Raw genomic sequence first — 24,058 nt, 5'->3', positions numbered from 1 at the left:
CGTTGCGAGTACGTCCCGCCGTGGCGGGACGGGTGGGCACGCGGGACGGCGCCGCCTCCGCGTTCCGTGCCCTGACCCGCACGACCGGTTCCGTGCACGGGGTGCGGGTTCAGGCGCGTAAGCCTCTGGCGCCGGCAAGGGCGCCGTCCGTTGTGCCTAACGGGTAGGCACAACGGACGTGGGCCGGTGCGGGCCTGTGGTCAGTGGCTGCCGCAGGCCGGGGCGTCGAGTGCCGGGAGGGGGGCCGGGGCGCCCATCTTCGGGAGGCCCAGCAGGACGCCCGTCTGCTTCGGGGCGGTCGTGCGCTTCTCCCAGGCGTCGCCCGCGCGCGTGCGGCGGACCGAGGAGACCTCGCCCTCCGCGAGCAGGTGGTGCGGCGCGGCGTAGGTGATCTCGACCGTCACCACGTCGCCGGGGCGGACGTCCTCGGCCGGCTTGGTGAAGTGGACGAGCCGGTTGTCGGGGGCGCGGCCGGAGAGGCGGTGGGTCTCGCCGTCCTTGCGGCCCTCGCCCTCCGCGACCATGACCTCCAGGGTGCGGCCGACCTGCTTCTTGTTCTCCTCCCAGGAGATCTCCTCCTGGAGGGCGACCAGGCGCTCGTAGCGCGCCTGCACGACCTCCTTCGGGATCTGGCCCTCCATGGTCGCCGCCGGGGTGCCGGGGCGCTTGGAGTACTGGAAGGTGAAGGCGTTCGCGAAACGGGCCTCGCGGACGGTGTGCAGGGTCTGCTCGAAGTCCTCCTCGGTCTCGCCGGGGAAGCCCACGATGATGTCGGTGGAGATCGCCGCGTGCGGAATGGCCGCGCGGACCTTCTCCAGGATCCCGAGGAAACGCTCCTGCCGGTAGGAGCGGCGCATCGCCTTGAGGATCGTGTCCGAGCCGGACTGGAGCGGCATGTGCAGCTGCGGCATGACGTTCGGCGTCTCGGCCATGGCCGCGATGACGTCGTCGGTGAAGTCGCGGGGGTGCGGCGAGGTGAAGCGGACGCGCTCCAGGCCCTCGATCTGCCCGCAGGCGCGCAGCAGCTTGGAGAAGGCCTCGCGGTCGCCCAGGTCGGAGCCGTACGCGTTGACGTTCTGGCCGAGCAGGGTGATCTCGGAGACGCCCTCGGCGACCAGCGCCTCGATCTCGGCGAGGATGTCGCCGGGCCGGCGGTCCTCCTCCTTGCCGCGCAGGGCGGGGACGATGCAGAAGGTGCAGGTGTTGTTGCAGCCGACGGAGATCGAGACCCAGGCGGCGTACGCCGACTCGCGGCGGGTCGGCAGCGTGGAGGGGAAGGCCTCCAGGGACTCGGCGATCTCGATCTGCGCCTCCTCCTGGACGCGGGCGCGCTCCAGGAGGACCGGCAGCTTGCCGATGTTGTGCGTGCCGAAGACCACGTCGACCCAGGGGGCCTTCTTGACGATGGTGTCGCGGTCCTTCTGGGCGAGACAGCCGCCGACGGCAATCTGCATGCCGGGGCGGGTGGTCTTCATCGGGGCGAGCCGGCCGAGGTTGCCGTACAGCTTGTTGTCGGCGTTCTCACGGACCGCGCAGGTGTTGAAGACGACGACGTCGGCGTCGCCGTCCGCGCCCTTGGGGGCCCGGACGTAGCCCGCCTCCTCCAGCAGACCGGAGAGCCGCTCGGAGTCGTGGACGTTCATCTGGCACCCGTAGGTGCGGATCTCGTAGGTCTTGGTGCCGTCAACGCTCACTGCGGTGCTCCGGTCGCTGCTGCTCGTCATGGATCCAAGGGTAGGCCGTCCGGGGAGAGCCCCCGTCCCACGACCGCCGGGCGGCCCACCACCGGAGCTCTCCCTTCGTCCGGACGTCTCCGGAATGACGGCTGCTGCCACGCTCCGACGAGGTGCCGCGCTACCTGGAGCCCTGAGCCCATTCGGTGAGCACCTCGTCGGTGTGCTCGCCCGGGAGCGGGGCGGGGCCCGGGGCTCCGGCCGGGGTGCGGTCGAAGCGCGAGGCGGGGGCCGGCTGGAGGCTGTCGCCGACCGCCACGAAGGCGCCGCGCGCGGCCAGCTGGTGGTGCTCGGCCGCCTCGGCGGCGGTCAGCACGGGGGCCACTCCGGCGTCCACGGCGTCGAAGAGCTTGACCCAGTGCTCGCGGTCCCGGGTCGCGAAGCGGGCGGCGATCAGGGCGCGCAGCGCGGGCCAGGCCGCCGGGTCGGCGCGGTCGGGGAGGGGGTCGTGCTCTGTGAGGCCCAGCTGTTCCAGGAGGTTCTGGTAGAGCCGGGGCTCGATGGCGGCGACGGCGACGTACAGGCCGTCGGCGGCCTCGTAGAGGGAGTAGTGCGGAGCGTCGGTGACGGTGTGGTTGCCGGGGACCGCGCGCCACTGGTGGATCAGGGTGGCGATCAGGGCGGCGCCGTCCGTGAGGGCGGTGTCGACGACCTGGCCCCGGCCCGAGCGCTCCCGCTCGTGGAGCGCGGCGAGCAGCCCGTGGACGTGGGCGTTGGCGCCGCCGGCGAAGCTGGAGAGGTACGCGGCCGGGGGCGGCACCGGCGCTCCGGTCTCCGGGTCGGTGTCCAGGGCGCCGGTCAGGGCGAGGACCGCGAGGTCGTGGGCGGCGCGCCCGGCCCACTCGCCCTGCCCGCCCCAGCCGCTGAGCCGCCCGTACACCAGGCGGGGATTGCGGGCGAGGGCCGCCTCGGGGCCGATGCCGAGGCGGTCGGCGACGCCGGGTCGGAAGCCCTCGACGAGGATGTCGGCGTGCCCGGCGAGCGTGAGCGCCCGCTCGATCCCCTCGGGGCTCTTGAGGTCCAGGGCGACCGAACGGCGGCCGCGGGAGAGCGGGTTCTCCGGCGGCCGCCCGGCGTCGCGGGCCGGCGGGCCGGCCGGCGCCCTGTCGACCCGTACGACGTCGGCGCCGAGACCGGACAGCACGGTGCCGACGAACGCGGTGGGCGCCGAGCCCGCGAATTCCAGTACCCGTACTCCGGCCAGCGGTCCTGCCATGACCAACTCCCTTGAATTCATGGGCTTGTGATGCCTACCACGCTATTCAGCACCTCGCCTGAAAGGACTGCGGAGATCCGTAGCGCCGGGAATTCGGCAGCGCCGGAGACTGGGGGAATTCCCCCTTCTCCGCTATCGAAAGGCATGCCGTATGGCCATCGTCTACACCGCCGAGGTCACCTCCACGGGAGACGGGCGCAATGGCGCCGTGCGCTCCTCCGACGGGCTCCTCGACCTGCCGCTGTCGAGCCCCAAGGCCGTCGGCGGCTCCGGCACCGCGACCAACCCCGAGCAGCTCTTCGCCGCCGGTTACGCCGCCTGCTTCCACAGCGCGCTCCGGGTCTCCGCCCGCGAGTCCAGGACCCCGCTCAAGGACGACACCGTCACCGCCGAGGTGGCGCTGCACAAGGAGGACGGGGGTTTCCACCTGTCGGTGGTCCTCACCGTCGAACTCCCCGGGCTCGACGCCGCCGAGGCGCGGCGGCTCGCCGACGCGGCCCACGGCCGCTGCCCGTACTCGAAGGCGATCCGGGGGAACGTCGAGGTGAGGATCGACCTTCCCGCATAAGGCGTACGAAGAGCGGAAAGCCCCCGTGGTCGTCCACGGGGGCTTTCCTTTCGCGTACGAGCCTAGGAGCGTACGGCGGAGGGTCAGCGTTTCGCCGCCGCCGCTGCCGCCGCCGCGGCCGGGAGCGCCTCGACGACCCGGCTCACGGCCCGGTCGTCGTGCGAGGCCGAGATGAACCAGGCCTCGAACGGCGAGGGCGGCAGATAGACGCCCTGCCGCAGCAGCTCGTGGAAGAACGGGGTGTAGCGGTACGACTCGGTGGCGCGGACCCCGTCGAAGTCCACCACCTCGTCCTCGCCGAAGAAGACCGAGAACATGGTGCCGGAGTACTGCAGCCGGTGCGCGACGCCCTCCTTGGTGAGGGCGGCGGAGACCTCGGCGCCGATGGTGGCCGAGACCTCGTCGAGCCGTTCGTACACCTCGGGGGTGCTGTGCCGCAGGGTGGCGAGGCCGGCGGCGGTGGCGACCGGGTTCCCGGAGAGGGTGCCCGCCTGGTAGACGGGTCCTGCCGGGGCGAGGTGCGCCATGACGTCCGCGCGTCCGCCGAAGGCCGCCGCCGGGAAGCCGCCGCCCATGACCTTGCCGAAGGTCAGCAGGTCGGGGGCGACGCCGTCCCGCCCGTACCAGCCGGAGCGGCTGGCCCGGAAGCCGGTCATGACCTCGTCGGAGATGAACAGCGCGCCGTGGCGGGCGGTGATCTCCTTGAGGCCGGCGTTGAAGCCGGGCAGCGGCGGGACGGCGCCCATGTTGCCGGGGGCCGCCTCGGTGATGACGGCGGCGATCTCGTCGCCGATCTCGGCGAAGACCTTCTCGACCGCCGCCAGGTCGTTGTACGGCAGGACGATCGTGTCGCTCGCCTGGGCTCCGGTGACGCCCGGGGTGTCGGGCAGCGCGAAGGTCGCGAGGCCGGAGCCGGCCGAGGCGAGCAGCGCGTCCACGTGACCGTGGTAGCAGCCGGCGAACTTCACGATCTTGCCGCGGCCCGTGAAGCCGCGCGCGAGCCGGATCGCCGACATGGTCGCCTCGGTGCCGGAGCTGACGAGGCGGACCTGCTCGACCGGGGCGACCCGGTCGACGATCTCCTCGGCGAGTTCGACCTCTCCGGTGGAGGGCGCTCCGAAGGAGGTGCCCCGCTCCAGGGCCCGGGTGACCGCCTCGACGACGGCCGGGTGCCGGTGGCCGAGGATCATGGGGCCCCAGGAGCAGATGAGGTCGACGTACTCGTTGCCGTCGCTGTCGGTGAGGTACGGGCCCTGGGCGGAGGCGATGAAGCGGGGGGTGCCGCCGACGGCGCCGAAGGCGCGGACCGGCGAGTTGACGCCGCCGGGGGTGACCTTGCGGGCGCGCTCGAAGAGGGCCTTGCTGTTGGTCTCCGTACCGCTCATCGGGCGTCCTCCTCGGCGGCCTCGAAGCTGAGCGCGGCGTCCAGGACGACCGCGCCCCTCGTGAGGACCCGTACGGGGTTGAGGTCGAGGGCGAAACCGGCCGGCCAGTCCTGGACCAGTTCGCCGACCTTGTGGAGGAGTTCGGCGGCGGCCTCGACGTCCACGGCGGCGCGGCCCCGGGTGCCGGCGAGTATCTTCGCGCCGCGCAGGCCGGCGAGGAGCTCCGCGCCCTCGCCGGGGGCGAGGGGCAGCAGCCGGTGGCCGACGTCGTCGAGGACCTCGGTGAAGATCCCGCCGAGACCGGCGGTGAGGACCGGGCCCAGGTCGGTGGTGTGGACTCCCACGATCAACTCGACGCCCTCGTCGACGAGTTCCTCGACGAGCACCTGACCGCCGAGCGCGGCCAGCCGACCGTACGCCTCGCGTGCGTTCTCGGCGGTGACGCCGATCTCGACGCCACCGGCCTCCGTCTTGTGCAGCAGGCCGGGAACCACGGCCTTGAGCACCGCCGTACCGCCGGCCTCGGTCACGGCACGCGCCGCGTCCTCGGCGTCCGCCGCGATCCGGCCCTTCGGCACGGAGATCCCCGCCTCGGCGAGGAGCCGCTTGAGCTCGGGCTCGGTGGCGCCGGCGCCGGGCCCGGGGACCCTCCCGGGGCGCGGGGCGGCCGGGAGCGTACGGGGGCGGCTGACCTCCCACAGGGCGGCGGCGGCGCGCAGGGCGCGGGCCGGTGTGGGGTATTCGGGCAGACCGGCCTCGCGCAGGTCGCGCGGGGCGTCGGGGGCGAGGAAGTCGGCGCCGGTGCGGGCGACGAGGATGGGCTTGCCGCCCTTCTCGGCGGCGCGGGAGAGGGCGTTGACGGCCTTCTCGACGTCGGGTCCGGCCATCACGCAGAAGGCGGCGACAATGATGTCGACGGTGTCGTCGGCGATCAGGACGTCGAGGGAGCGGTCGAAGAGGGAGGGGTCGCTGAGGACGGTGGCCGTGATGTCGACCGGGTTGTCGATGGCCCCGAACGCGGGGACGATCTCGGCGAGTGCCTCCTTGCTGCGCGGCTCCAGGGCGCTCAGCTCCAGGCCGTGGGCCTCGACGGCGTCGGCGGCGAGGATGCCGGAGCCGCCGGAGGTGGTGACGACGGCGACCCGGTTGCCGGCGGGGCGCCGCTCGGACTCGAAGACCCGGGCGACGTCGAGGAGTTCGTCGATGTCGTCGACGCGGACGATGCCGAGGCCGCGCAGGGCGGCGTCCAGGACCCGGTCGTCGGTGGCGAGGGCGCCGGTGTGCGAGGCGGCCGCGCGGCCACCCGCCTCCGTACGGCCGGACTTGAGGAGGGCGACGGGCTTGCCCGAGCCGGCCAGTTCGCGCAGCGTCCCGATGTCCGGGGTGTCCTCCAGGTAGCCGAGGAGGCCGGTGACCTCGGGGACCGTGGCGAGTTCGCGGAGGACTTCGAGGGCGGTGACGTCGGCGTCGTTGCCGGTGCTGACGACCCAGCCGGGGCGCAGGCCCCGCTCCAGGGCGAGGCTGGCGGCGCCGAAGCCGAGGGCGCCGCTCTGGCTGACGAAGGCGAGGGTGCCGGGCTCGAAGGGCACGGACTCGGCGCCGAAGAGCGGGCTGAAGGTGGCGAGGACGCGGTTCTCGTAGCCGACGGCCCCGATGCAGTTGGGGCCGATGATCCGCAGGCCGCCGGCGCGGGCCTTGGCGACGACCTCGGCCTGGAGGCGGGCGCCCTCCTCGCCGGTCTCGGCGAAGCCGGAGGAGGCGATGACGGCGAGCTTCACGCCGGCGGCCACGCAGTCGTCGACGGCGCCGGGGACCCGTTCGGCGGAGACCATGATCAGGGCCAGGTCGACGGGGCCGGGGGCGTCCTTGACGCTGGGGTACGCGGGGACGCCGAGGATCTCCGCCGAGCGGGGGTTGACCGGCAGGATACGGCCCTTGTAGCCGTACCGGAGGAGGTAGTCGAGCGGCTTGCGGCCCAGGGCGCCGGGGCGCTCGCTGGCCCCGATGACGGCGATGGATTCGGCTTCCCAGAGGGCCGAGATGTCACTCATGCGATGGCCTCGATCTTCTTCTCGGTCTTGATGTCGTTCTTGTGCTCGTTCGGATCGTTCGTCCGCTCGGCGCCGTCGTCGGACTCGGCGGCGGCGAAGAGGCGGGTGAAGGCGGCGATGTGCCGGGCGCCGTCCGGGTCGGCCGCGAGCTCGCGCACCAGGACGGTGGGCTGGTGCAGGGCCTTGTCGACGATGCGGCGGACGCTGCGGCCGATCTCCTGGCGCGCCGCGCCGTCGAGCCCGTCGAGGCGGCGGGCGAGCCGGTCGAGTTCGGCTTCGGCCGCCTCGGTGGCGGCGGCGCGCAGGGCGGTGAGGACGGGCTTGGCGCCGGCCAGCCGGAGGCCGGTGCGGAACTGCTCGACCTCGGCGTCGATCAGCTCGTGCGCGGCCTGGACGCTGGCGGCGGAGATCTCGTCCTTCTGGCCCTCCTCCGCGATCCGGCGCAGGTCGACGAAGGTGACGCCGGGCAGTTCGGCGGCCGCGGGCGCGATGTTGTGCGGCAGGGACAGGTCGAGCAGGAACAGCTCGCGGCCGTCGCGGGCGGCGAGCGCCTTCTCGACGTCCCCGGCGGTGACGAGGTGGCCGGTGGCGGCGGTGGCGCCGACGACGACGTCCACCTCGGTGAGCAGCCGGGGCACGTCCGTGAGGTCGTAGCCCACTCCCCCGGTGGTCTCGGCGAGCCGCTGGGCCTTCTCCGGGGTGCGGTTGGCGACGTGGACCCGGTCGAGACCGGAGCGGCGGAGCGCGGCCACGACGACACCGGCGAAGGCGCCGGCGCCGATGACCAGGGCGGTCTTGCCGTGCAGGGAGCCGACGCGGCGTTCGAAGAAGCCGAGTCCGGCGGTGGCGAGCGAGCGGCCGGCCTCGTTGAGCCCGGTCTCGTTGCGGGCCCGCTTGCCGACCCGCAGGGCGGTCTGGACGGCCTTGGCGAGGACCCGGCCGGTGCGGTCGAGCCGCTGGGACCGTTCGAGGCCGAGTTTCACCTGGCCGAGGATCTGGTCCTCGCCGACCACGACCGACTCGAGTCCGGAGGCCACGGCGAAGAGGTGGCGTACGGCTCCGTCGGCATGGTGGCTGTAGAGGTGCGGGGCGATCTCCGCGCGGTCGACGCCGGTGTGCTGGGCGAACAGCTCGCCGAGGTCGTCGAGTTCACCGAGGCCGGTGGTGGAGCCGCGGGTCTCGGCGTAGACCTCCAGGCGGTTGCAGGTGGAGACGACGACGGCGGCGTCGATGCCGTCGACGGAGGTCACGTCGGAGACGAGGTCCTCGGCGGGCCGGTCGGTCTCGGCGAGTCTCTCCAGGAGGTCGAGCGGGGCGCTGGCGTGGCTGATGCCGAGGACCAGCATGGTGGAGGACGGGGTCACCGGGTCACCGCTCCAGACTCTGGGCGAACTCGGAGGCCCAGTAGGTGATGATCTGTGTGGCGCCGGCGCGGTGGATCGAGGCGAGGCTCTCCCGGACGACCTGGTCGCGGTCGATCCACCCCTTGGCGGCGGCCGCCTCGACCATGGAGTACTCGCCGGAGACCTGGTAGGCGGCGACGGGCACCTGCACGTGGTCGGCGATGAGCCGGACGATGTCGAGGTAGGCGAGGGCGGGCTTGACCATCACCAGGTCGGCGCCCTCGGCGACGTCGAGCGAGACCTCCAGGAGGGATTCCCGGATGTTGCCGGGGAACTGCTGGTAGCCCTTGCGGTCGCCGCGCAGGGTGGACTCGACGGCGTCGCGGAAGGGGCCGTAGAAGTGCGAGGCGTACTTGGCGGAGTAGCCGAGGATCGCGACGGACTGGTGGCCGGCCCGGTCGAGGGCCTCGCGGATGCGGCGCACCTGGCCGTCCATCATGCCGCTGGGGGCGACGATCTGGGCGCCGGCCTCGGCCTGGACGACGGCGGCCTGGGCGTACAGCTCGATGCTGGCGTCGTTGTCGACGTCGCCGTTGGCGTCCAGGACGCCGGTGTGACCGTGGTCGGTGTACTCGTCGAGGTTGATGTCGCCGATGATCACGGTGGAGTCGCCGACCTCGGCGGCGACGTCGCGCAGGGCGACCTGGAGGATGCCGTCCGGGTCGACGGCCCCGGTGCCGGTGGGGTCCTTGTGCTCGGGGATGCCGAAGAGGATGAGCCCGCCGACCCCGTTGGCGACGGCCTCGGCGGCCGCCTTGCGGAGGGTGTCGCGGGTGTGCTGGAAGACGCCCGGCATGGAGGGGATCTCACGCGGTTCGGTGAGGCCCTCGCGGAGGAAGAGCGGCTGGACGAGGTTGGCGGGGCCGACGCGGGTCTCGGCGGCGAAGCGGCGCAGGGCGGGCGTGCGGCGGAGCCGGCGCGGGCGGTAGTAGGGGGCGGCGGGGTCGGTGGCCGCGGTGTTGCGGCCGTAGGCGTCGTACGTCATGGGCGTGACTCCCTCGAAGGCGTGGCGGCGTGCGGTACGTGACGGTGGGGGTGCGGGCGCGGGGCGGGGTGCCCGGCGCGCGGGGCGTGCGGGGCTGCGGACACGGCATCCCCTAGAGGGCCGAGCCCAGGAAGACCTGCTCCAGGTGCTTGGCGACGGGCTCGTCGGGGCGGCTGAACCAGTAGCCGTGGCCGCTGCGCTGGAAGAGCTTCAGCTCGCCCAGCTGGACGAGGGTCTCCGCGAGCTTGACGGCGAGTCCGGCCGGGTCGATCACGGGCAGGCCGTGCAGTTCGTGGATGCCGAGGTGCCAGAGGATCTCGTTGGGGATGCCCTCGGCGGGGATGATGACCTCGGCGCCGGCCTTGGCGGCGCGCAGGGCGGCCGCCGAGTACACCTCGACGAACTCGTCGAAGTCGCCCTCCAGGGAGCGGTGTACGGAGTCCCAGCCGCCGGGCACGACCTCGTACGAGCTGAGCGAGGACTCCAGGCGGTACTGCCGGATGTTTGCCCTGATCGGCTCTTCCAGGGGCGGCATGAAGCCGAGGACGCCGAAGCGCTGCCCGGTGAGCGCCGAGAGGAAGAAGGCCGTCTCGCCGTAGCCGAGGGTGGGGATGGAGGCGAGGTGGCGGGCGTCGCGCAGACCGGGGTCCTGGCCGGCGGCGATCACCCAGGCGTCGTAGCCCTCCCGCTCCGCCACGAGCGCGGACTCGGAGAAGTGCCGGCTGAAGAGCACCTGGGCGGAGTGGTGGCCGACGAGGCCGAAAGGGGTGCGGTCGGGGTACGTGTCGGCCGGCAGGGTCTTGATGTCGACGGTGGTTCCGGGAGCGGCGATCGCGTCGAGGTGCTCGCGGTACCACTGGTCGAGCAGCGGAAGCCGTCCTTCAACGGTGTGCTTGTGAAACCAGATCCGCATGTGCGTCACCTTTCAGGGGTCGTGGTGCGACGTCGAGAAGTGAGGCCTTGATCAGGTAGTCGGTGGCCGCGCGGGGATCCGCGGCGGTGCGCCGCAGGCCGGCGACCCGGGCGAGGAGTTCGGCCGGGCTGTCCAGACCGGCCGTGCGGGCCTCGCTGCGCGGGAGGACCGCCGTCTCGACGATGGAGCGGCGTCGGCCGAGGGCCGCGTCGAGCGGTGCCTCGTCGCCCGTGCCTGCCCGCAGGACGGCGGCGAGGGCCCGGCCGGTCTCCACCGCGTCGTGGATCCCGCAGTTCATGTTCAGTCCGCCGGCGGTGGACGTGAGGTGGGCCGCGTCGCCGGCGAACAGCACGCGTCCGGCCCGGTAGCGCGGCAGCAGGAACCGCGCGAGCCGGTAGGTGTGCGCGTCCGCGATCCGTACGGCCCGTCCGGCGGCGCCCGGCAGGGCCCGCTCGACCCGGGCCCGTACGGCCCCCGGCGCGAGCACCTCGTCGCGGGGGGTCCCGCGCCGGATCCGGAAGATCAGCCGCCAGTGGTCGGGCATCCCGAGCGCGCTGAACGAGGCCCGGGGGTCGCGGACGTACGTCAGGGGGGCGAGCCCCGGGACCAGTTCGTCGAGCGGGGAGTCGGTGACCACGCGGAGCGCGTAGTCCGGGTACTCCTCGGCCGTGCCGGGCAGTCCGGCGAACTCGCGCAGCCGGCTGCGGCTGCCGTCGGCCGCCAGGACGTACGGGTGGTGGGTGACGGTGGCCCGCCCCGCCGCGTCCTCGGTGCGCAGCCGCACGCCGCCGCCGGTCTCGTCGGCTCCGGTGGCGGTGGCACCGAACCGTACGTCGGCGAGTCCGGTCGCGGTGAGCGCGTCGAGCAACAGCGGGGTGAGCCTGGCCTGTTCGACGTGGAGCCGGTACGGATGGCGGGTGTGTCCGGCGAGCAGGGCGTAGTCCAGCTCGGCGTGCACACCGCCGTCCAGGTCGCGCCACTGGACGCGGTCGACGGTCCGGCCCTCGCGGCGCAGGGCGGCCGCCACGCCGAGTTCGTCGAGGAGGTCGAGGGTGGCGGGGTGGAAGGTGGAGGCGCGGGACTCGGTGGCCAGCTCGCTCCTGGACTCCAGGACGGTCACCGGGATCCCGGCGCGGGCGAGGACGAGCGCGGCGGTCAGGCCCACCGGCCCGGCGCCGACGACGGCGACAGGCGCGTGGTAGGCGGGCCCGTAGGACGCCGCAGGGCCGTAGGGCGTCGTACGGCCGTAGGGCCCTGTATCGCCGCTCACGACACGGCCACGGCGGCGGGCCCCGCCACGTCGTCCCGGCCGCGCGGGCCGCCGCCCGTCCGCTCCGCGAGCCGGCGGAGCAGCGGGTGCGCGTCCGGTCCGCCGGCCGGGAGGCCGAGGGTGTCGCGGGCCCACCAGGCGCTCGCCAGGTTGGAGGTGAGCAGGGTGCGCCCGTTGTCCCGGCCGAGCTCGGCGAGCGCGTCGAAGGTGAACATGCCGGTGCCGGTGAACAACAGCGTGGCGTCCTCCGGGAGTTCGGCCTCCCGCACCTGCGCGACGAGTTCGTCCGTCGTCACGTCGTACGGGGAGAAGCGCGCGCCGGCCCGGATCTTGACGACCCGGTCGACCGTGAGTCCGGCCGACTCCCAGTACGCCTGGGAGAGTTCCGTGAGCCACGGCTCGTACGGCGAGACGAGGACGAGCCGCTCGGCCCCCACGGCCCGCGCCGTGTCGAGGATGGCCAGGGCGGCGGAGCGTACGGGGGCTCCGGCGCGCTCGGAGAGCTCCGCGCAGAGAGCGCGGTCGCCTTCGGGGGTGAGGAGGTAGTGCGAACCGGTGCAGGCGACGACGGCCGCGTCGAGACGCAGTCCGCCGAAATTCCCGAGCACTTCCGGGAGCACGTCGTTGTACTTCTCGAGACGACCACGCAGGTCTTTTCCGGGAAGTACCGGGAATCGTGAAGTGTGCACATTGAATTCGGGGCTTACGAGGCTGCCGATCTCGGGTTCGGCGGCGGCGTTTCCGGACGGAACCACCACTCCGAGTCGCGGCGCCGATTGCAGAGCCATGAACCAGTCTCTCCCATCGGTCGGTGCCATTGACATCACCGTACGGTCGGAGCGGCCCGCACATCGATACGGGAATCCGCACCCCCTCACCGGGTGCGGTAAATGCGAACGGCGCCGCACCGTGAATACGGTGCGGCGCCGCGGCCGGAGGAACAGGGAATTCAGCTGGCCGCCTCGGCGACGAGTTCGTCGATCTTCGCGCGGCGGGTGAGTCCGCCGTTCACGGCCCAGTTCCCCTCCGGGATCTCGTTCACGACGAGCCAGACGACGGTGTCGGGGCCCGTCGCCTCGTGCACGTGCCGGGTGATCTCGACGGAGAGGGCCTCGTTCCGCTCGGGGGTCAGGAAGCCCTCCAGGGGCGTGACGACGACCAGGACGCCCGGGGGCCGGCCGGCGCCGGTGGTCGCGAGCCCCTTGGGGGCCTCGCGGACGTAGACCCAGGTGGCGGCGGCGAAGAACTCGGTACGGGGCAGCGCCATGGCCGTCAGCACGGAGTCGGCGACCTGCTGTTGCAGGACCTCCGCGGCGGCCTCGGACAGGGTGCCCTCGGGAACGGTTATCTCGACCAGCGGCATGGTGACTCCCATCATCGGTGTGTGCGTCAGGAGGTACGGATCGATCAGCAGGCCAGCGCGGCTTCGAACCGGTCGATGGCAGCGGCCAGCTGGGCGCGCCTGCGGATGTCGAGCTTCCGGTAGATCCGGGTGATGTGCAGTTCCACGGCCCGGGTGGAGACCGTGAACGCCTCGGCGATCTGTTTGTTGGTCAGGCCGTCGAGCATCATCGTGGCGATGCGCCGCTCGTGGGCGGTCAGCTCCTCACGGGCGCTCGGCGGGGCGAGCGGGGCGACGGGGGCCGGCACGCCCCCGCGTATTCGCTCGTGGGTCCCGGCGCCTCCGGTGGACCGCTCCAGGCCGGCGAGCACCACGTGCCCCATGACGGCGTTCCATTCCCGGACCCGCAGCTCGCCGATGACCTGCGCCTGCGCGTACGGGTCGGCGTACAGCACGCGTAAGAGCGTGCGGCGGTCGGGGGCCTCGCAGACGAGGAACTCCCCGGTGCCGTCCCGCCAGGGTCCGCCCCCGAGCAGGATGCCGCGGGCGGACATTCTTTTCCAGTAGGCCCGGTGAGCCTCTCCGAAACTCAACCGGTCCGTCTCATTGCCACGGAAAACGAGTTCGACCACAAAAGCCACGTACGACTCCCCCATAAAAGGCCGGGTGTTTCCACTTGCGACGCTACCACCGACCGCCCGCCCATTGAATGAACACAATGTTGCGGGCGGCGGCCCGGCATTTCACGGGTTCCGGGGGAATGATCTAATCGGCGGCCGCCGCTGTCGGCATGGGGGCGGCCCCGGGCGCCGGTTCGGCCGCCGGCTTCGGCTTGCGCCGGAGCAGACCGGTGGCGGCGAGGACCGCCACCGCGCCCAGCCACACGGTCCAGCCGAGCGGCTCGCGCAGCACGACGGCGCCGAGCACCACGGCCACCGCGGTCATCAGATAGGTGACGGTCGAGGCCACGGTGGGCCCGTCCTTGATGATCAGCTCGAAGTTGAGCAGCGCGGCGAAGCCGGTGCAGACGACGCCGAGGACGAGGACGGAGATCACCGAGTCGGCGCGCCAGGTCACGGCCTGGAGGCCGAGGAACGGGAAGGCGGCGAGGAGCAGCACGGTCGCCACGCTCAGCTGCCCGCCGGCCAGCATCAGCGGCGGAATGCCCTTGCCCACGAGGAACTTCCCCATGTACGCGAAGCTGGCGCCGAAGCTGATCGAGCCGAGGACGAAGCAGAGGATGCTCCAACCGGTGCCTGCCGAGGCGGAGTTCCAGGGGGAGGCGATGAGCGCGGTGCCGCCGAGGCCGAGCAGCACACCGCCCGCCTTGAAGGCGGAGACCCGCTTCTCCTGGCCGAGGAGCAGGGCGGCCGCCAGGGTCCAGATCGGCGCGCTGCCGTTGACGACGGCGGCGACGCTGCTGGAGCCGGCGATCTCGCCCTCGGCGTACAGGGTCCATGGGACGGCGTTGCCGAGGAGGGCGGCCACGGCCAGATGCCCCCAGGTGGCGGGCTCCTTGGGCAGCCGGAGCCCCTTGGCGTAACCGATGGCGAGGATGACGACGGCGCCGAGGGCGAGCCGGATCAGCACCATCTGCACGGGTGAGAAGCCGTAACCGGCGATCTTGATCCACAGGAAGACGGAGCCCCAGATGAGGCTCAGCGCGGCCAGCCGCGTGTACGTGGCTTTGGACATGGGTGTTCCTGCTCCAGGAGAAGGCAAGGCGAGAAAGGGGAGAAGTAGGGGACGCGCGAAGTGGTCCGCGGTACGGGAACGAGCCTCGCAGCGACGGCCGGGCGGGTCCAGCAACGGCTGGTGGACGGTACCTTCCACGAGCCGTGGCGAATCGTGTTCCGCCCGGTCAGGCGGGAGCGACGGCCGCCCTGGCCACTGTGCGGAGCGCGTCGAGGACGGCGGCGATCTCCGGCGAGGTCTGGCTGCCCTCCCGTACGGCCGCGAAGACCGTGCGGGACGGGGCCTGCTCACTGAACGCGCGGATCGTCACCTCGGGCCGCGGGGCCGGCTTGGCCATCCGCGGGACGAGCGCGACCCCGAGGCCGAGCCGCACCGCCGCCAGCGTGGCGTCCCAGTCGCCGATGGCGTGGGAGGCCTGCGGGGTGAACCCGGCGGCCGTACAGGCGGCGACGCCGATGTCGTGACACATGCCGGTCGTCGCGAAGATCCAGGTCTCCTCGGCGAGGTCGGCGAGGAGCAGCCGGGGGCTGTCGAGGAGCCGGTGGCCCTCCGGCAGCGCGATGTCGAAGGGGTCCTCGCAGAGCGCGACCCGGTGGAACCGCCCGTCGAACCGCCCGTCCTCGCCCGCGGCTCCCGGCCGGTGGGCGGTGTCCGCGGAGATGACGACGTCCGTCTCCCCCCGGTGCAGCATCGAGAAGCTCTCCGGCGGGTCGACCTCGGCCAGCGAGGTCCGCAGGAGCGGACGGCTCTCGCGCAGCCTGGCCACGGCGGGCAGGATCAACGCCGAGAGGGTGGTGGAGAATCCGGCGACGGCCACCTCGCCGCGCTCGCCGCTGCTGTGCGCGGCGAGCTCCGCGCGCATCTGCTCGACCTGGGTGAAGACGGCGTCGGCGTGCCGGAGCACGATCCGCGCCGCGCCGGTGAGGCGCAGCCGGCGCCCGGACGGTTCGGTGAGCGGGACGCCCAACTCCCGTCCCAGGGCGCTGATCTGCTGGGAGACGGCCTGCGGGGTGAGGTGGAGGGCCTGGGCGGCCGCGCTGACGGTGCCGCGCTCGCTGAGCTCTCTGAGCACGCGCAGCTTCCGCAGGTCCAGATCGGCCACGTCCCGCACTCCCTCCCCCTCTCTCCGTACCGAACGTCAGCGTCTCGTCATCGTACGCAGCCGGTGTCGACGTCGATGATCTCCTTGACCAGTGTCTCCAGGACGTCGAGGTCCCGCGCGGTGCGGCCCGCCTCCCGCCGGTCGCCCGGATACGTGGGGTCGAGGACGACGGCGCCGGCCCCCAGGTCCTGGAGGAGCCCGAGGTCGTCGGCGATCTGCGCCAGGGTGCCCTCGCCGAGCAGCCTTCCGGGGCCCAGCGGCCGGGGGGTGACGCGCAGTTTGATGCGGGGGCTGAGGTCGGGCACCGGCAGTTCCTGCTCCTCGGCGACCTGGCGGAGGGTGGGCAGTCCCACGCCGAGGAGCCAGTCGCCGGAGACGGAGGTGGGGTGCCAGGCGTCGCCGAGGCGGACGGCCCGGCGCAGCGCTCCGTAGCTGTGGCCGCCGACCCAGACGGGCGGTCCGGGCCGCTGCACGGGCAGCGGCCCGGTGTGGACCTCGCGGAAGGAGACGTGGGCGCCGTCGAAGGAGGCGACCTCGTCGGCCCAGCAGGCCTTGATCGCGGCGAGGTACTCGTCGCTGATCGCCCCGCGCTTGCGGTACGGCACGTCGAGGACGGCGAACTCCCGGGCGGCCCAGCCGGCGGCCGCGCCGAACACCAGCCGGCCGTTGCTGAACCGGTCGATGTTGGCGGCGACGCGGGCGGTGTGCACGGGATGCCGGTACGGGAGGATCGTCACCGTCGTCCCGAGGCCCACGGTCCTGGTGACCCCCGCGAGCCAGGCGAGGGTCGCGAAGGGGTCGTAGAACGGCGCGGGAAAGAGGTGCTGGACGTCCGGGGTGAGCGCCACGTGGTCGGAGACCATGGCGTAGTGGTAGCCCATCGCCTCGACCCGCAGCGCCCAGTCGGCGAGGGCGTCGGGAGTGGCTTCGGGCCCGTAGTTGGGCAGATTGACGCCGAACTTCATGAGGCGTTCCTTTCCGGGGCGTCGGCCGCGGTCGTGTGCGCGGCTCCGGTCCCGTGGGCATGGTCCGTGGGGTCGGGCCCGGAGTGGCGCCGGGCCACCGCGAGGTGGAAGAGGACTCCCGCGAGCGCGACCCCGGCGGCGAGGAGCGGGAGCAGGCGGGCGTCGAGCCCGTGGGCGAGGGCGAGGCCGCCGAGCGCGGAGCCGACGGCGCCGCCGAGGTAGGTGGCGGAGCTGTTGAGGCCGACGGCGGCGGTCCCGCTGCCGGACGCCTCCCCCGCCAGGAGCCGGTGCTGCTGCGGGACGACGAAGGCCCAGCCGACCGCGCCCCAGACGAGCAGCGGCAGCAGGACGAGGCCGGGCACGGCGCCGGTCCACGGCAGCAGCGCCAGGGCGCCGCCGAGGATGCCGAGGAGCACGACGGCGAGGCGGGCGGGCCGTCCCGTCCGGTCGACGAGGGTCCCGGCGAGGAGACTGCCGCAGACCCCGCCGATGCCCCAGACCCACAGGTACGGCACCGCGCTGCCCACGTCGGCGACCCGGTGCAGCACCGGTTCGAGGTAGGTGTACAGCCCGAGGCTGGCCACGGTCTGGGTGAAGGTGACGACGACGACCACGGCCACCCGGGGCCGGGCGAGGGCGCCGATCCTGGCCTTCAGCGAGGGCGCCGCGGCTCCCCGTACGGGCGGCAGCGCCATGGTGACGCCGAGCAGCGCGGCCAGACCGAGCGCGGTGATCAGCCACAGCGCCGCCCGCCAGCCGGAGCCGGCCGCGACGAGCAGCCCGAGCGGCACGCCGAGCACGGTGCCCGCGCTCATCCCGCCGAGGACCGTGCCGAGGGCCCGCCCGCGCCGCCCGGGCGGGACGAGCGCGACGGCGGCGGTGGCCGCGGCCGGGGTGAAGAGGCCCGCTCCCGTACCGGCGAGGGCGCGGGTGCCGAGGAGGACGGCGTACGAACCGGCCAGCGCCGTACCGGCGTTGGCGAGGACGAAGACGACGAGTGCGGTGAGGAGGACCGTGCGGGTGCCCCAGCGGGCGAGGACGGCCGAGAAGAGCGGCGCGGCCAGGGCGTAGCAGAGGGTGAAGGCGGTGACGGACTGGCCCGCGAGGGAGACGGAGACACCAAGGTCGGCGCCCATGTCCGGGAGCAGTCCGGCCATCGCGTAGGCGTCGGTCCCCATGGCGAAGGCGCCGAGTGCGAGCAGGCCCACCGCGCGCGTGCCGCCCATCACACCCCCTTGTGGTCGTCGTACGGATCGGTCCTGGCGACGCTACTGATCCGGCATCCCGCTCGCAGCGGTCAACGCCGAAGAGGGTTCGGAGTTCCGCAGCCTCGCGCCCCCGGTCCTCTCGAACCGGCCGGTCACCGGCCTACGGTGGATCTCTCCAGGAACCCCAGGAGGGAGTCCACCGTGCTCGACCTGTCCGTCATCAACGCGATGTTCCCGCCGGACCTCCCGGAACCGGCCGACTGGGAGCGGCGGTTCGGACCGCGCGCCCTGCCGGACGGCGCCGAGGTCACACGCTTCGCCCCCAGCCCCACCGGGCACCTGCACATCGGCGGCCTGTACACGGCGGCCGTGGCCCGGGCGCTCGCCCGTCAGTCGGGCGGTGTGCATGTGCTGCGGGTCGAGGACACCGACCGGTCCCGGCAGGTGGCGGGCGCCGCCGAGGAGTTCTCCCGGCTGCTCGGCGCCTTCGGGCTCGCCCCGGACGAGGGCGGCGCCGCCGGGGACGGGGCGTGGGGCCCGTACCTCCAGTCGGAGCGCCGGGAGATCTACCTCAGCCATGTGCGGGAGCTCCTCCGCCGCGACCGCGCCTACCCCTGCTTCTGCGGCAGGGATCTCCTGGCCCGGAGCGCCGAGGAGCAGCGCGCGGGCCGCTCGCCGCTGGGATATTACGGACGCTGGGCGCCCTGCCGGACGCTGGCGCCGGAGGAGGCGGCGCGACGCCTCGCGGCGGGCGAGCCGTACGTGGTGCGGTTCCGCTGCCCGTACGAGTTCCCCGGCCGGGTCCGGTTCACGGACCGCATCCGGGCGTCCGTCACCATGCAGGACAACGGCAACGACATCGTCCTCCTCAAGTCCTCGCAGGAGGAACTGCCGCTGCCCACTTATCACTTCGCGCATGTCGTGGACGACCACCTGATGCGGGTGACGCTGGTGGTGCGCGGCGAGGAGTGGCTCTCCTCTACCCCCGTCCACCTTCAGCTGCACACGGCGCTCGGCTTCGAGCCGCCCGCGTACGCGCACCTCGCGCCGCTCATGAAGGCGGAGGGGCCCTCACGCCGCAAGCTCAGCAAGCGCAAGGACCCCGAGGCGTCCGTCGACTACTACCTGTCCGCCGGCTACCCGCCCGCCGCGGTCCAGCACTATCTGCGGGGCCTCGCGAACATCCGGCTCATGGACGTCCCCACCGCCGAGGCGCTCGCCGCCCCGGTCCGGCTCGACGGCATGCGCCCCTCGGGGCCCCTGCTGGACCTGCCCAAACTGCACTCGCTGAGCCGGGAGTTCATCGCCTCGCTCACGCCCGGAGAGCTGTACGCCCAGCTGCTCTCCTGGGCGGAGGAGTACGACCCGGAGCTCGCCACCGTCCTCGCCCGGCACAAGGACCTCGCCCTGGCGGCCGTGGCGACGGGCCGGCCGGAGGGCGCGCCCGCCCGCAAGGACCTGGAGCGCTGGTCGTGCTTCCGCGACCGGTACGGCTTCTTCTTCGCGGAGCTCTTCGGCCAGGCGCCGCCGCCCGGGGACGACCGCTACGGCGGTCTGCCGGAGGCACGGGTGAGGGAGATCGCCGCCGAGTTCGCCGCACTCCCTCCCGAGGAGTGGTACGCGCGGCTCGGGGAGATCGCCGTACGGCACGGCTTCGCCCCGGACACGGCCTCCTGGCGCCGGGACCCGGACCGCTGGGCGGGACCGCCGAGGCTGGTCGCCAACGTGGTCCGGGTCGCCCTCACGGGCGCCACCCGCAGCCCGGACCTCCTGGCCGTGGCCCGCGCCCTGGGGCGGGACGAGGTGACCCGCCGCCTGGCCGCCGTGGCGGGGTGAGGCGGGGGCTCCCGGCGCCGGGGTCCGCGCCCGTCTCCCGGCCGGCGACAACCACGTCCGGGGCCGGGGCGAGCTCGGCGAGTGCCGGGGGGCTCGCCGATCAAGGCGGGCGGCCGAGCCTGGCCAGGGGCGGCGGGGAGCTGGCAGGATCGCAGCATGTTCGCCTCGCTCTCCCGTGCCGCCCGCCGCCGTGTCCTGGTGGCCTCGGCTGCGCTGCTCGCGCTGTGCGGGGTGCTCGCGTGGTGGCTGATTCCCTTCGGCTCCCCCGTCCCGAGCGGCTCGGTCACCTTCAGTACGGGGGTCCGCAGCGGCGTCTACCAGCGGTACGGGGAGCTCCTCAAGCAGGCCCTGGCGCAGGACCTGCCCGAGGTGTCGATAACGCTCAAGGACAGCGAGGGCTCCCAGCAGAACCTGGCCCGGGTCGCCACCGGCCAGGCCGACTTCACGGTCGCGACGGCCGACGCGGTGGCCCAGTACCAGCGCGAGCGCAGGCCGGGCTTCGAGCGGCTGCGCGGTTGCGCCCGGCTCTACGACGACTACGTACAGCTCGTCGTGCGCAAGGGCTCGTCGTTGCAGAGGGTCCAGGACCTGCGCGGGCTGCGTGTCGGCGTGGGGCAGGACGGGTCCGGCGTACGGCTGATCGCCGACCGGGTGCTCGCGGCGGCCGGCCTGACCCCGGACCGGGACGTCGAGCCGGTCTCGGCGGGCATCGACACGATGCCCGGCCTCCTGGAGCGCGGCGAGCTGGATGCCTTCTTCTGGTCGGGCGGGCTGCCGACCGAGGCGGTGCAGAAGCTGTCCGAGCGCTTCCCGGTCCGGCTGATCCCGCTGGACGCGCGTCTGGTCGACCGGCTGCACGACGTCGGCGGCTCGACCCGTCACTACCGGTCGGCGGAGATCCCGGCGGACGCGTACGCGAAGGCGCAGGACGGCCGGCCCGTCGAGACCCTGGCGGTGGCGAACCTCCTGGTCACCACGGTCGACGCCGACGAGGACCTGGTGGAGGGCTTCACCCGTACGGTGATCAGGAGCCGCGACGGGATCGGCCGCCAGGTCCACCCGGCCCAGCTGGTGGACCTGCGCACCGCCGTCTACACCGAGCCCCTGACACTCCACGACGGCGCCCGCCGCTACTACCGCTCCGTGAAGCCCTGACGCGGTTCACGCTCCGCGGGCGCGTGCCGGGGGACCGTGACCGTCACCCGGAGTCCGTGCGGCTCGTTCGGGGCGAAGGACACGCCTCCCCCGCCCGCCGTGAGCAGCACGCGCGCGATGGAGAGGCCGAGGCCCGAGCCCTTGACGTTCTGGTGCCGGCCGGACCGCCAGAAGCGGTCGCCGACGCGGCCGAGCTCCTCCTCGGTGAGGCCGGGCCCGTGATCGGCGACGACGACGGCGACGGTCGACCGCTCGGGGACGACCGTGACCGTGACCTCCTCTCCGGCGGGGGTGAACTTCAGCGCGTTGTCGATCACCGCGTCGAGGGCGCTGGAGAGCGCCACCGGGTCGGCCCAGGCGGTGACCGCCCCGCACTCCCCGGTCAGCCCGACCCCCTTGTCCTCGGCGACCGGGCGCCAGGACGCGATCCGCTCCGCGGTGAGCGCGCCGACGTCGGTGAGCCGCAGCTCGGCCGCCGCGTGCTCGGCGAGCGCCAGGTCGAGGAGGTCGTCGAGGACCCGGGCGAGGCGCTTGCCCTCGGTCCGTACGGAGGCGATCTCCTCGTTGCCCTCGGGCAGCTCGAGGGCGAGCAGCTCGATCCGCAGGAGCAGCGCGGCCAACGGGTTGCGCAGCTGGTGGGAGGCGTCGGCGACGAAGGCCCGCTGCTGTTCGAGCGCGTCCTCGACGTTGTCGGCCATCTCGTTGAACGAGTGGGCGAGGCGTCGTAGTTCGGGCGGTCCGCCGGTGGCGGCGACGCGGGAGTTCATCCGGCCGGTGGCGATGTCGTGGGTGACGGCGTCGAGGACGCGGACGGGTCGCAGCACCCAGCCGGTGAGCCGGAAGGCCGCGCCGACGGCGAGCAGCATCGCGGCCGCCTCGCCCGCGAAGATCAGCAGCCAGCCGCGCAGGATGCGGGAGCGGAGCTGTCCGGTGGGCGAGTCGGTCACGACGACGGCGACGACGTCCCCGTCGCGGACGACCGGCGAGGCGATGGTGAGCTGCGCGTGCCGCTGCCAGGGCCAGACCTGGGGCGGGTCATGGCTGCGGCGCCCGAGCAGCGCCTCGTTGAAGGCGCGCCTGCCCTCCCCTTCGTACGGCACGACCCAGTCCTCGGGGGCGGCGGCCATGGCGCGGTTGTCGCGGTAGAAGATCCCGGCGCGGATGCCGTACACGTCGTGGTAGCTGGCGAGTTCGCCGCCGAGGGTGGTGCGCCGCTCGTCGGTGCCGGGGCTGCTCTCGCTGACGAACTGGGCGAGGGCGGCGAAGCGCGCGGCGTCGTCGAGCCGGTCGACGACGACCCGCTGCTGCTCGGACGCGGCGAGGCTGGCGGCGAGCGGGAAGCCGAGGGCGAGCAGCACGCCGGCCATCAGCACGATGAGCAGCGGGAGCAGTCGGGTGCGCACGTAAGAAGCCGTCCGGGCTCAGGCGGCGGGGGCGACGAGGCGGTAGCCGACGCCCCGTACGGTCTCGATCAGGGCGGGCATCCGCAGCTTGGAGCGCAGGGAGGCGACGTGCACCTCCAGGGTGCGGCCGGTGCCCTCCCAGCTGGTGTGCCAGACCTCGCTGATGATCTGCTCGCGGCGGAAGACGACTCCGGGCCGCTGGGCGAGGAGGGCGAGCAGGTCGAACTCCTTGCGGGTGAGCGGGACGCTCTCGCCGTCGACGCTGACCCGGCGGGTGGGCAGCTCGACGGTGACGGAGCCGAGCCGCAGCAGGGTCCCTTCGGTGGCGCCCGCGGTCCCGGCGGTGTCCTCGGCGCCGGTGGTGCGCCGGCTGACGGCGTGGATGCGGGCGAGGAGCTCCCCGGGGTCGTACGGCTTGACGACGTAGTCGTCGGCGCCGAGGTTGAGGCCGTGGATGCGGGAGCGTACGTCCCCGCGCGCGGTCACCATGATCACCGGGGTGGTGGTGAGCTTCCGGATGCGGCCGCAGACCTGGTATCCGTCCTGGTCGGGCAGGCCGAGGTCGAGCAGGATCACCCCGTACGAGGGCCGCTCGCCCTGGGCGGTGGGCAGGACGGCCTGGAGGGCCTCCTCGCCGTTGCGGGCGTGGGTGACCGTGAAGCCGTGCTTCGCGAGGATCGCGGAGAGGGCGGCGGCGACGTGGTCGTCGTCCTCGACGAGCAGCAGTCGCATGCGTACCTCCTCCGTGATGGTCTGCCGATGGCGGCTCTCTGTGTACCAGGTGCTACCAGGGCATGAACACCGAACACGGGTGTCACAGTCAAGTGTCCCCCCGGTACACCTCCGTTTCCGTTATGGACCCGGTACGGCAGGTGTGCCGTCTTCACACGCCGTGTCCGGTCGCGGCCGTATCGTTATCCTCAATTTCCGCTCAGATGTGATGACGCTCATCACATCGGGTCTCTAGTGTCCTCCCCAACCGAGGAGGACGGAGCAAGAGGCCGATGAGCGGAGAGTCAGTGTCCAAGGGTCCCGAGGACACCCCGCGTGCCGCGGACGACCTGGTCGTACTGTCCGACGTGAACAAGCACTTCGGCGCGCTGCATGTCCTCCAGGACATCGATCTGACGATCACCCGCGGCGAGGTCGTGGTCGTCATCGGGCCCTCCGGGTCCGGCAAGTCGACGCTGTGCCGCACGATCAACCGGCTGGAGAGCATCGACTCCGGCACCATCACCATCGACGGCAAGCCGCTGCCGCAGGAGGGCAAGGAGCTCGCCAGGCTGCGTTCCGACGTCGGCATGGTCTTCCAGTCCTTCAACCTCTTCGCGCACAAGACGGTGCTCGAGAACGTGATGCTGGGCCAGATCAAGGTCCGCAAGACGGAGAAGAAGGCCGCCGAGGCCAAGGCCCGGGCGCTGCTCGACCGGGTCGGGGTCGGCACCCAGGCGGACAAGTACCCCGCTCAGCTCTCCGGTGGCCAGCAGCAGCGCGTGGCGATCGCCCGCGCGCTCGCGATGGACCCGAAGGTCATGCTCTTCGACGAGCCGACCTCGGCCCTGGACCCGGAGATGATCAACGAGGTCCTGGAGGTCATGCAGCAGCTGGCCAGGGACGGCATGACGATGGTGGTCGTGACCCACGAGATGGGCTTCGCGCGCTCCGCCGCCAACCGGGTGGTCTTCATGGCCGACGGACGCATCGTCGAGCAGGCGACGCCCGAGGAGTTCTTCAGCAACCCGCGCAGCGACCGGGCCAAGGACTTCCTTTCCAAGATCCTTCACCACTGAGCGAGTTCGGACCTATTCTTCCCAACTCACGTCTACTC

General features: G+C 73.0%; 20 protein-coding genes and 1 pseudogene. 4 read left to right on the top strand and 17 right to left on the bottom strand.

Annotated features, from left to right (window positions below; all coding sequences use genetic code 11):
- Positions 1–200: 200 nt before the first annotated feature.
- Together miaB and ACZ51I_RS30105 are read right to left on the bottom strand one after the other, a co-directional pair.
- The gene (gene miaB / locus ACZ51I_RS30110) at positions 201–1,724 is read right to left on the bottom strand and encodes a tRNA (N6-isopentenyl adenosine(37)-C2)-methylthiotransferase MiaB (RefSeq protein ID WP_468882118.1); all 1,524 of its coding nucleotides are present in this window, start codon (positions 1,722–1,724) and stop codon (positions 201–203) included.
- Positions 1,725–1,854: 130 nt separating this feature from the next.
- Positions 1,855–2,949: a CaiB/BaiF CoA transferase family protein gene (locus ACZ51I_RS30105; protein WP_468882116.1), complete on the bottom strand. Its 1,095-nt coding sequence runs from the start codon at positions 2,947–2,949 to the stop codon at positions 1,855–1,857.
- A 151-nt stretch (positions 2,950–3,100) separates the two neighbouring features.
- Here ACZ51I_RS30105 and ACZ51I_RS30100 point away from each other — a divergent pair, with 151 nt between their 5' ends.
- Entirely contained in the window at positions 3,101–3,517 is a 417-nt protein-coding gene (locus ACZ51I_RS30100; RefSeq protein ID WP_468882113.1) for an organic hydroperoxide resistance protein, read from the top strand.
- An 83-nt stretch (positions 3,518–3,600) separates the two neighbouring features.
- On the opposite strand, the gene hemL is transcribed toward ACZ51I_RS30100, so the two are convergent.
- The 13 genes and pseudogenes from hemL to ACZ51I_RS30035 form a co-directional block, all read right to left on the bottom strand.
- Positions 3,601–4,902 (bottom strand): glutamate-1-semialdehyde 2,1-aminomutase, encoded by a 1,302-nt coding sequence (gene hemL / locus ACZ51I_RS30095; RefSeq protein WP_468882110.1) that lies wholly within the window; start codon positions 4,900–4,902, stop codon positions 3,601–3,603.
- Positions 4,899–6,953 (bottom strand): acetate--CoA ligase family protein, encoded by a 2,055-nt coding sequence (locus tag ACZ51I_RS30090; protein ID WP_468882107.1) that lies wholly within the window; start codon positions 6,951–6,953, stop codon positions 4,899–4,901. Before ACZ51I_RS30090 ends, hemL begins: the two co-directional genes overlap by 4 nt.
- Positions 6,950–8,317 (bottom strand): glutamyl-tRNA reductase, encoded by a 1,368-nt coding sequence (gene hemA, locus ACZ51I_RS30085; protein WP_468882105.1) that lies wholly within the window; start codon positions 8,315–8,317, stop codon positions 6,950–6,952. Before hemA ends, ACZ51I_RS30090 begins: the two co-directional genes overlap by 4 nt.
- A gap of 4 nt (positions 8,318–8,321) precedes the next feature.
- Complete coding sequence (gene hemB, locus ACZ51I_RS30080; RefSeq protein WP_468882102.1) at positions 8,322–9,341, bottom strand: porphobilinogen synthase; 1,020 nt, start codon at positions 9,339–9,341, stop codon at positions 8,322–8,324.
- Between the two features lie 112 nt (positions 9,342–9,453).
- Positions 9,454–10,254: an aspartate/glutamate racemase family protein gene (locus ACZ51I_RS30075; protein ID WP_030692337.1), complete on the bottom strand. Its 801-nt coding sequence runs from the start codon at positions 10,252–10,254 to the stop codon at positions 9,454–9,456.
- Positions 10,223–11,530: pseudogene (locus ACZ51I_RS30070) on the bottom strand (FAD-dependent oxidoreductase); the annotation flags it as partial. The gene ACZ51I_RS30075 and the pseudogene ACZ51I_RS30070, both read right to left, overlap by 32 nt.
- Positions 11,521–12,312, bottom strand: a complete 792-nt coding sequence (locus ACZ51I_RS30065) for a maleate cis-trans isomerase family protein (RefSeq protein ID WP_468882099.1) — start codon at positions 12,310–12,312, stop codon at positions 11,521–11,523. The gene ACZ51I_RS30065 and the pseudogene ACZ51I_RS30070, both read right to left, overlap by 10 nt.
- 161 nt (positions 12,313–12,473) lie before the next feature.
- Positions 12,474–12,887 carry a tautomerase family protein gene (locus ACZ51I_RS30060; protein WP_468882096.1) on the bottom strand — a complete coding sequence of 138 codons (414 nt, stop codon included), beginning with the start codon at positions 12,885–12,887 and terminating at the stop codon, positions 12,474–12,476.
- A gap of 44 nt (positions 12,888–12,931) precedes the next feature.
- A complete protein-coding gene (locus ACZ51I_RS30055; RefSeq protein WP_468882094.1) occupies positions 12,932–13,522 on the bottom strand; it encodes a LuxR C-terminal-related transcriptional regulator in 591 nt (196 codons plus the stop codon).
- Between the two features lie 109 nt (positions 13,523–13,631).
- Positions 13,632–14,561: a DMT family transporter gene (locus tag ACZ51I_RS30050; RefSeq protein WP_468882091.1), complete on the bottom strand. Its 930-nt coding sequence runs from the start codon at positions 14,559–14,561 to the stop codon at positions 13,632–13,634.
- Positions 14,562–14,727: 166 nt separating this feature from the next.
- Complete coding sequence (locus ACZ51I_RS30045; RefSeq protein WP_468882088.1) at positions 14,728–15,663, bottom strand: LysR family transcriptional regulator; 936 nt, start codon at positions 15,661–15,663, stop codon at positions 14,728–14,730.
- A 47-nt stretch (positions 15,664–15,710) separates the two neighbouring features.
- Complete coding sequence (locus ACZ51I_RS30040; RefSeq protein WP_468882086.1) at positions 15,711–16,628, bottom strand: TIGR03619 family F420-dependent LLM class oxidoreductase; 918 nt, start codon at positions 16,626–16,628, stop codon at positions 15,711–15,713.
- The gene (locus tag ACZ51I_RS30035; RefSeq protein WP_468882084.1) at positions 16,625–17,854 is read right to left on the bottom strand and encodes an MFS transporter; all 1,230 of its coding nucleotides are present in this window, start codon (positions 17,852–17,854) and stop codon (positions 16,625–16,627) included. The genes ACZ51I_RS30040 and ACZ51I_RS30035 overlap by 4 nt, the downstream gene beginning before the upstream one ends.
- Before the next feature lie 183 nt (positions 17,855–18,037).
- Between ACZ51I_RS30035 and ACZ51I_RS30030 the strand changes: the two genes are divergently transcribed.
- On the top strand, positions 18,038–19,672 hold the full coding sequence (locus ACZ51I_RS30030) for a glutamate--tRNA ligase (protein WP_468882082.1): 1,635 nt from the start codon (positions 18,038–18,040) through the stop codon (positions 19,670–19,672).
- 156 nt (positions 19,673–19,828) lie between these two features.
- Positions 19,829–20,827 carry a TAXI family TRAP transporter solute-binding subunit gene (locus ACZ51I_RS30025; protein ID WP_468882080.1) on the top strand — a complete coding sequence of 333 codons (999 nt, stop codon included), beginning with the start codon at positions 19,829–19,831 and terminating at the stop codon, positions 20,825–20,827.
- Here ACZ51I_RS30025 and ACZ51I_RS30020 read toward each other — a convergent pair.
- Together ACZ51I_RS30020 and ACZ51I_RS30015 are read right to left on the bottom strand one after the other, a co-directional pair.
- Positions 20,806–22,230 carry a sensor histidine kinase gene (locus ACZ51I_RS30020; protein WP_468882078.1) on the bottom strand — a complete coding sequence of 475 codons (1,425 nt, stop codon included), beginning with the start codon at positions 22,228–22,230 and terminating at the stop codon, positions 20,806–20,808. The two genes, ACZ51I_RS30025 and ACZ51I_RS30020, sit on opposite strands and share 22 nt — an antisense overlap.
- An 18-nt stretch (positions 22,231–22,248) precedes the next feature.
- Positions 22,249–22,962, bottom strand: a complete 714-nt coding sequence (locus ACZ51I_RS30015) for a response regulator transcription factor (protein ID WP_468882075.1) — start codon at positions 22,960–22,962, stop codon at positions 22,249–22,251.
- 272 nt (positions 22,963–23,234) lie between these two features.
- Between ACZ51I_RS30015 and ACZ51I_RS30010 the strand changes: the two genes are divergently transcribed.
- Positions 23,235–24,020, top strand: a complete 786-nt coding sequence (locus ACZ51I_RS30010) for an amino acid ABC transporter ATP-binding protein (RefSeq protein WP_468882074.1) — start codon at positions 23,235–23,237, stop codon at positions 24,018–24,020.
- Positions 24,021–24,058 lie beyond the last annotated feature (38 nt).

The sequence above is a fragment of the Streptomyces sp. NPDC034084 genome, from assembly GCF_055575535.1.
This window is presented reverse-complemented; position numbering and strand designations above follow the sequence as displayed.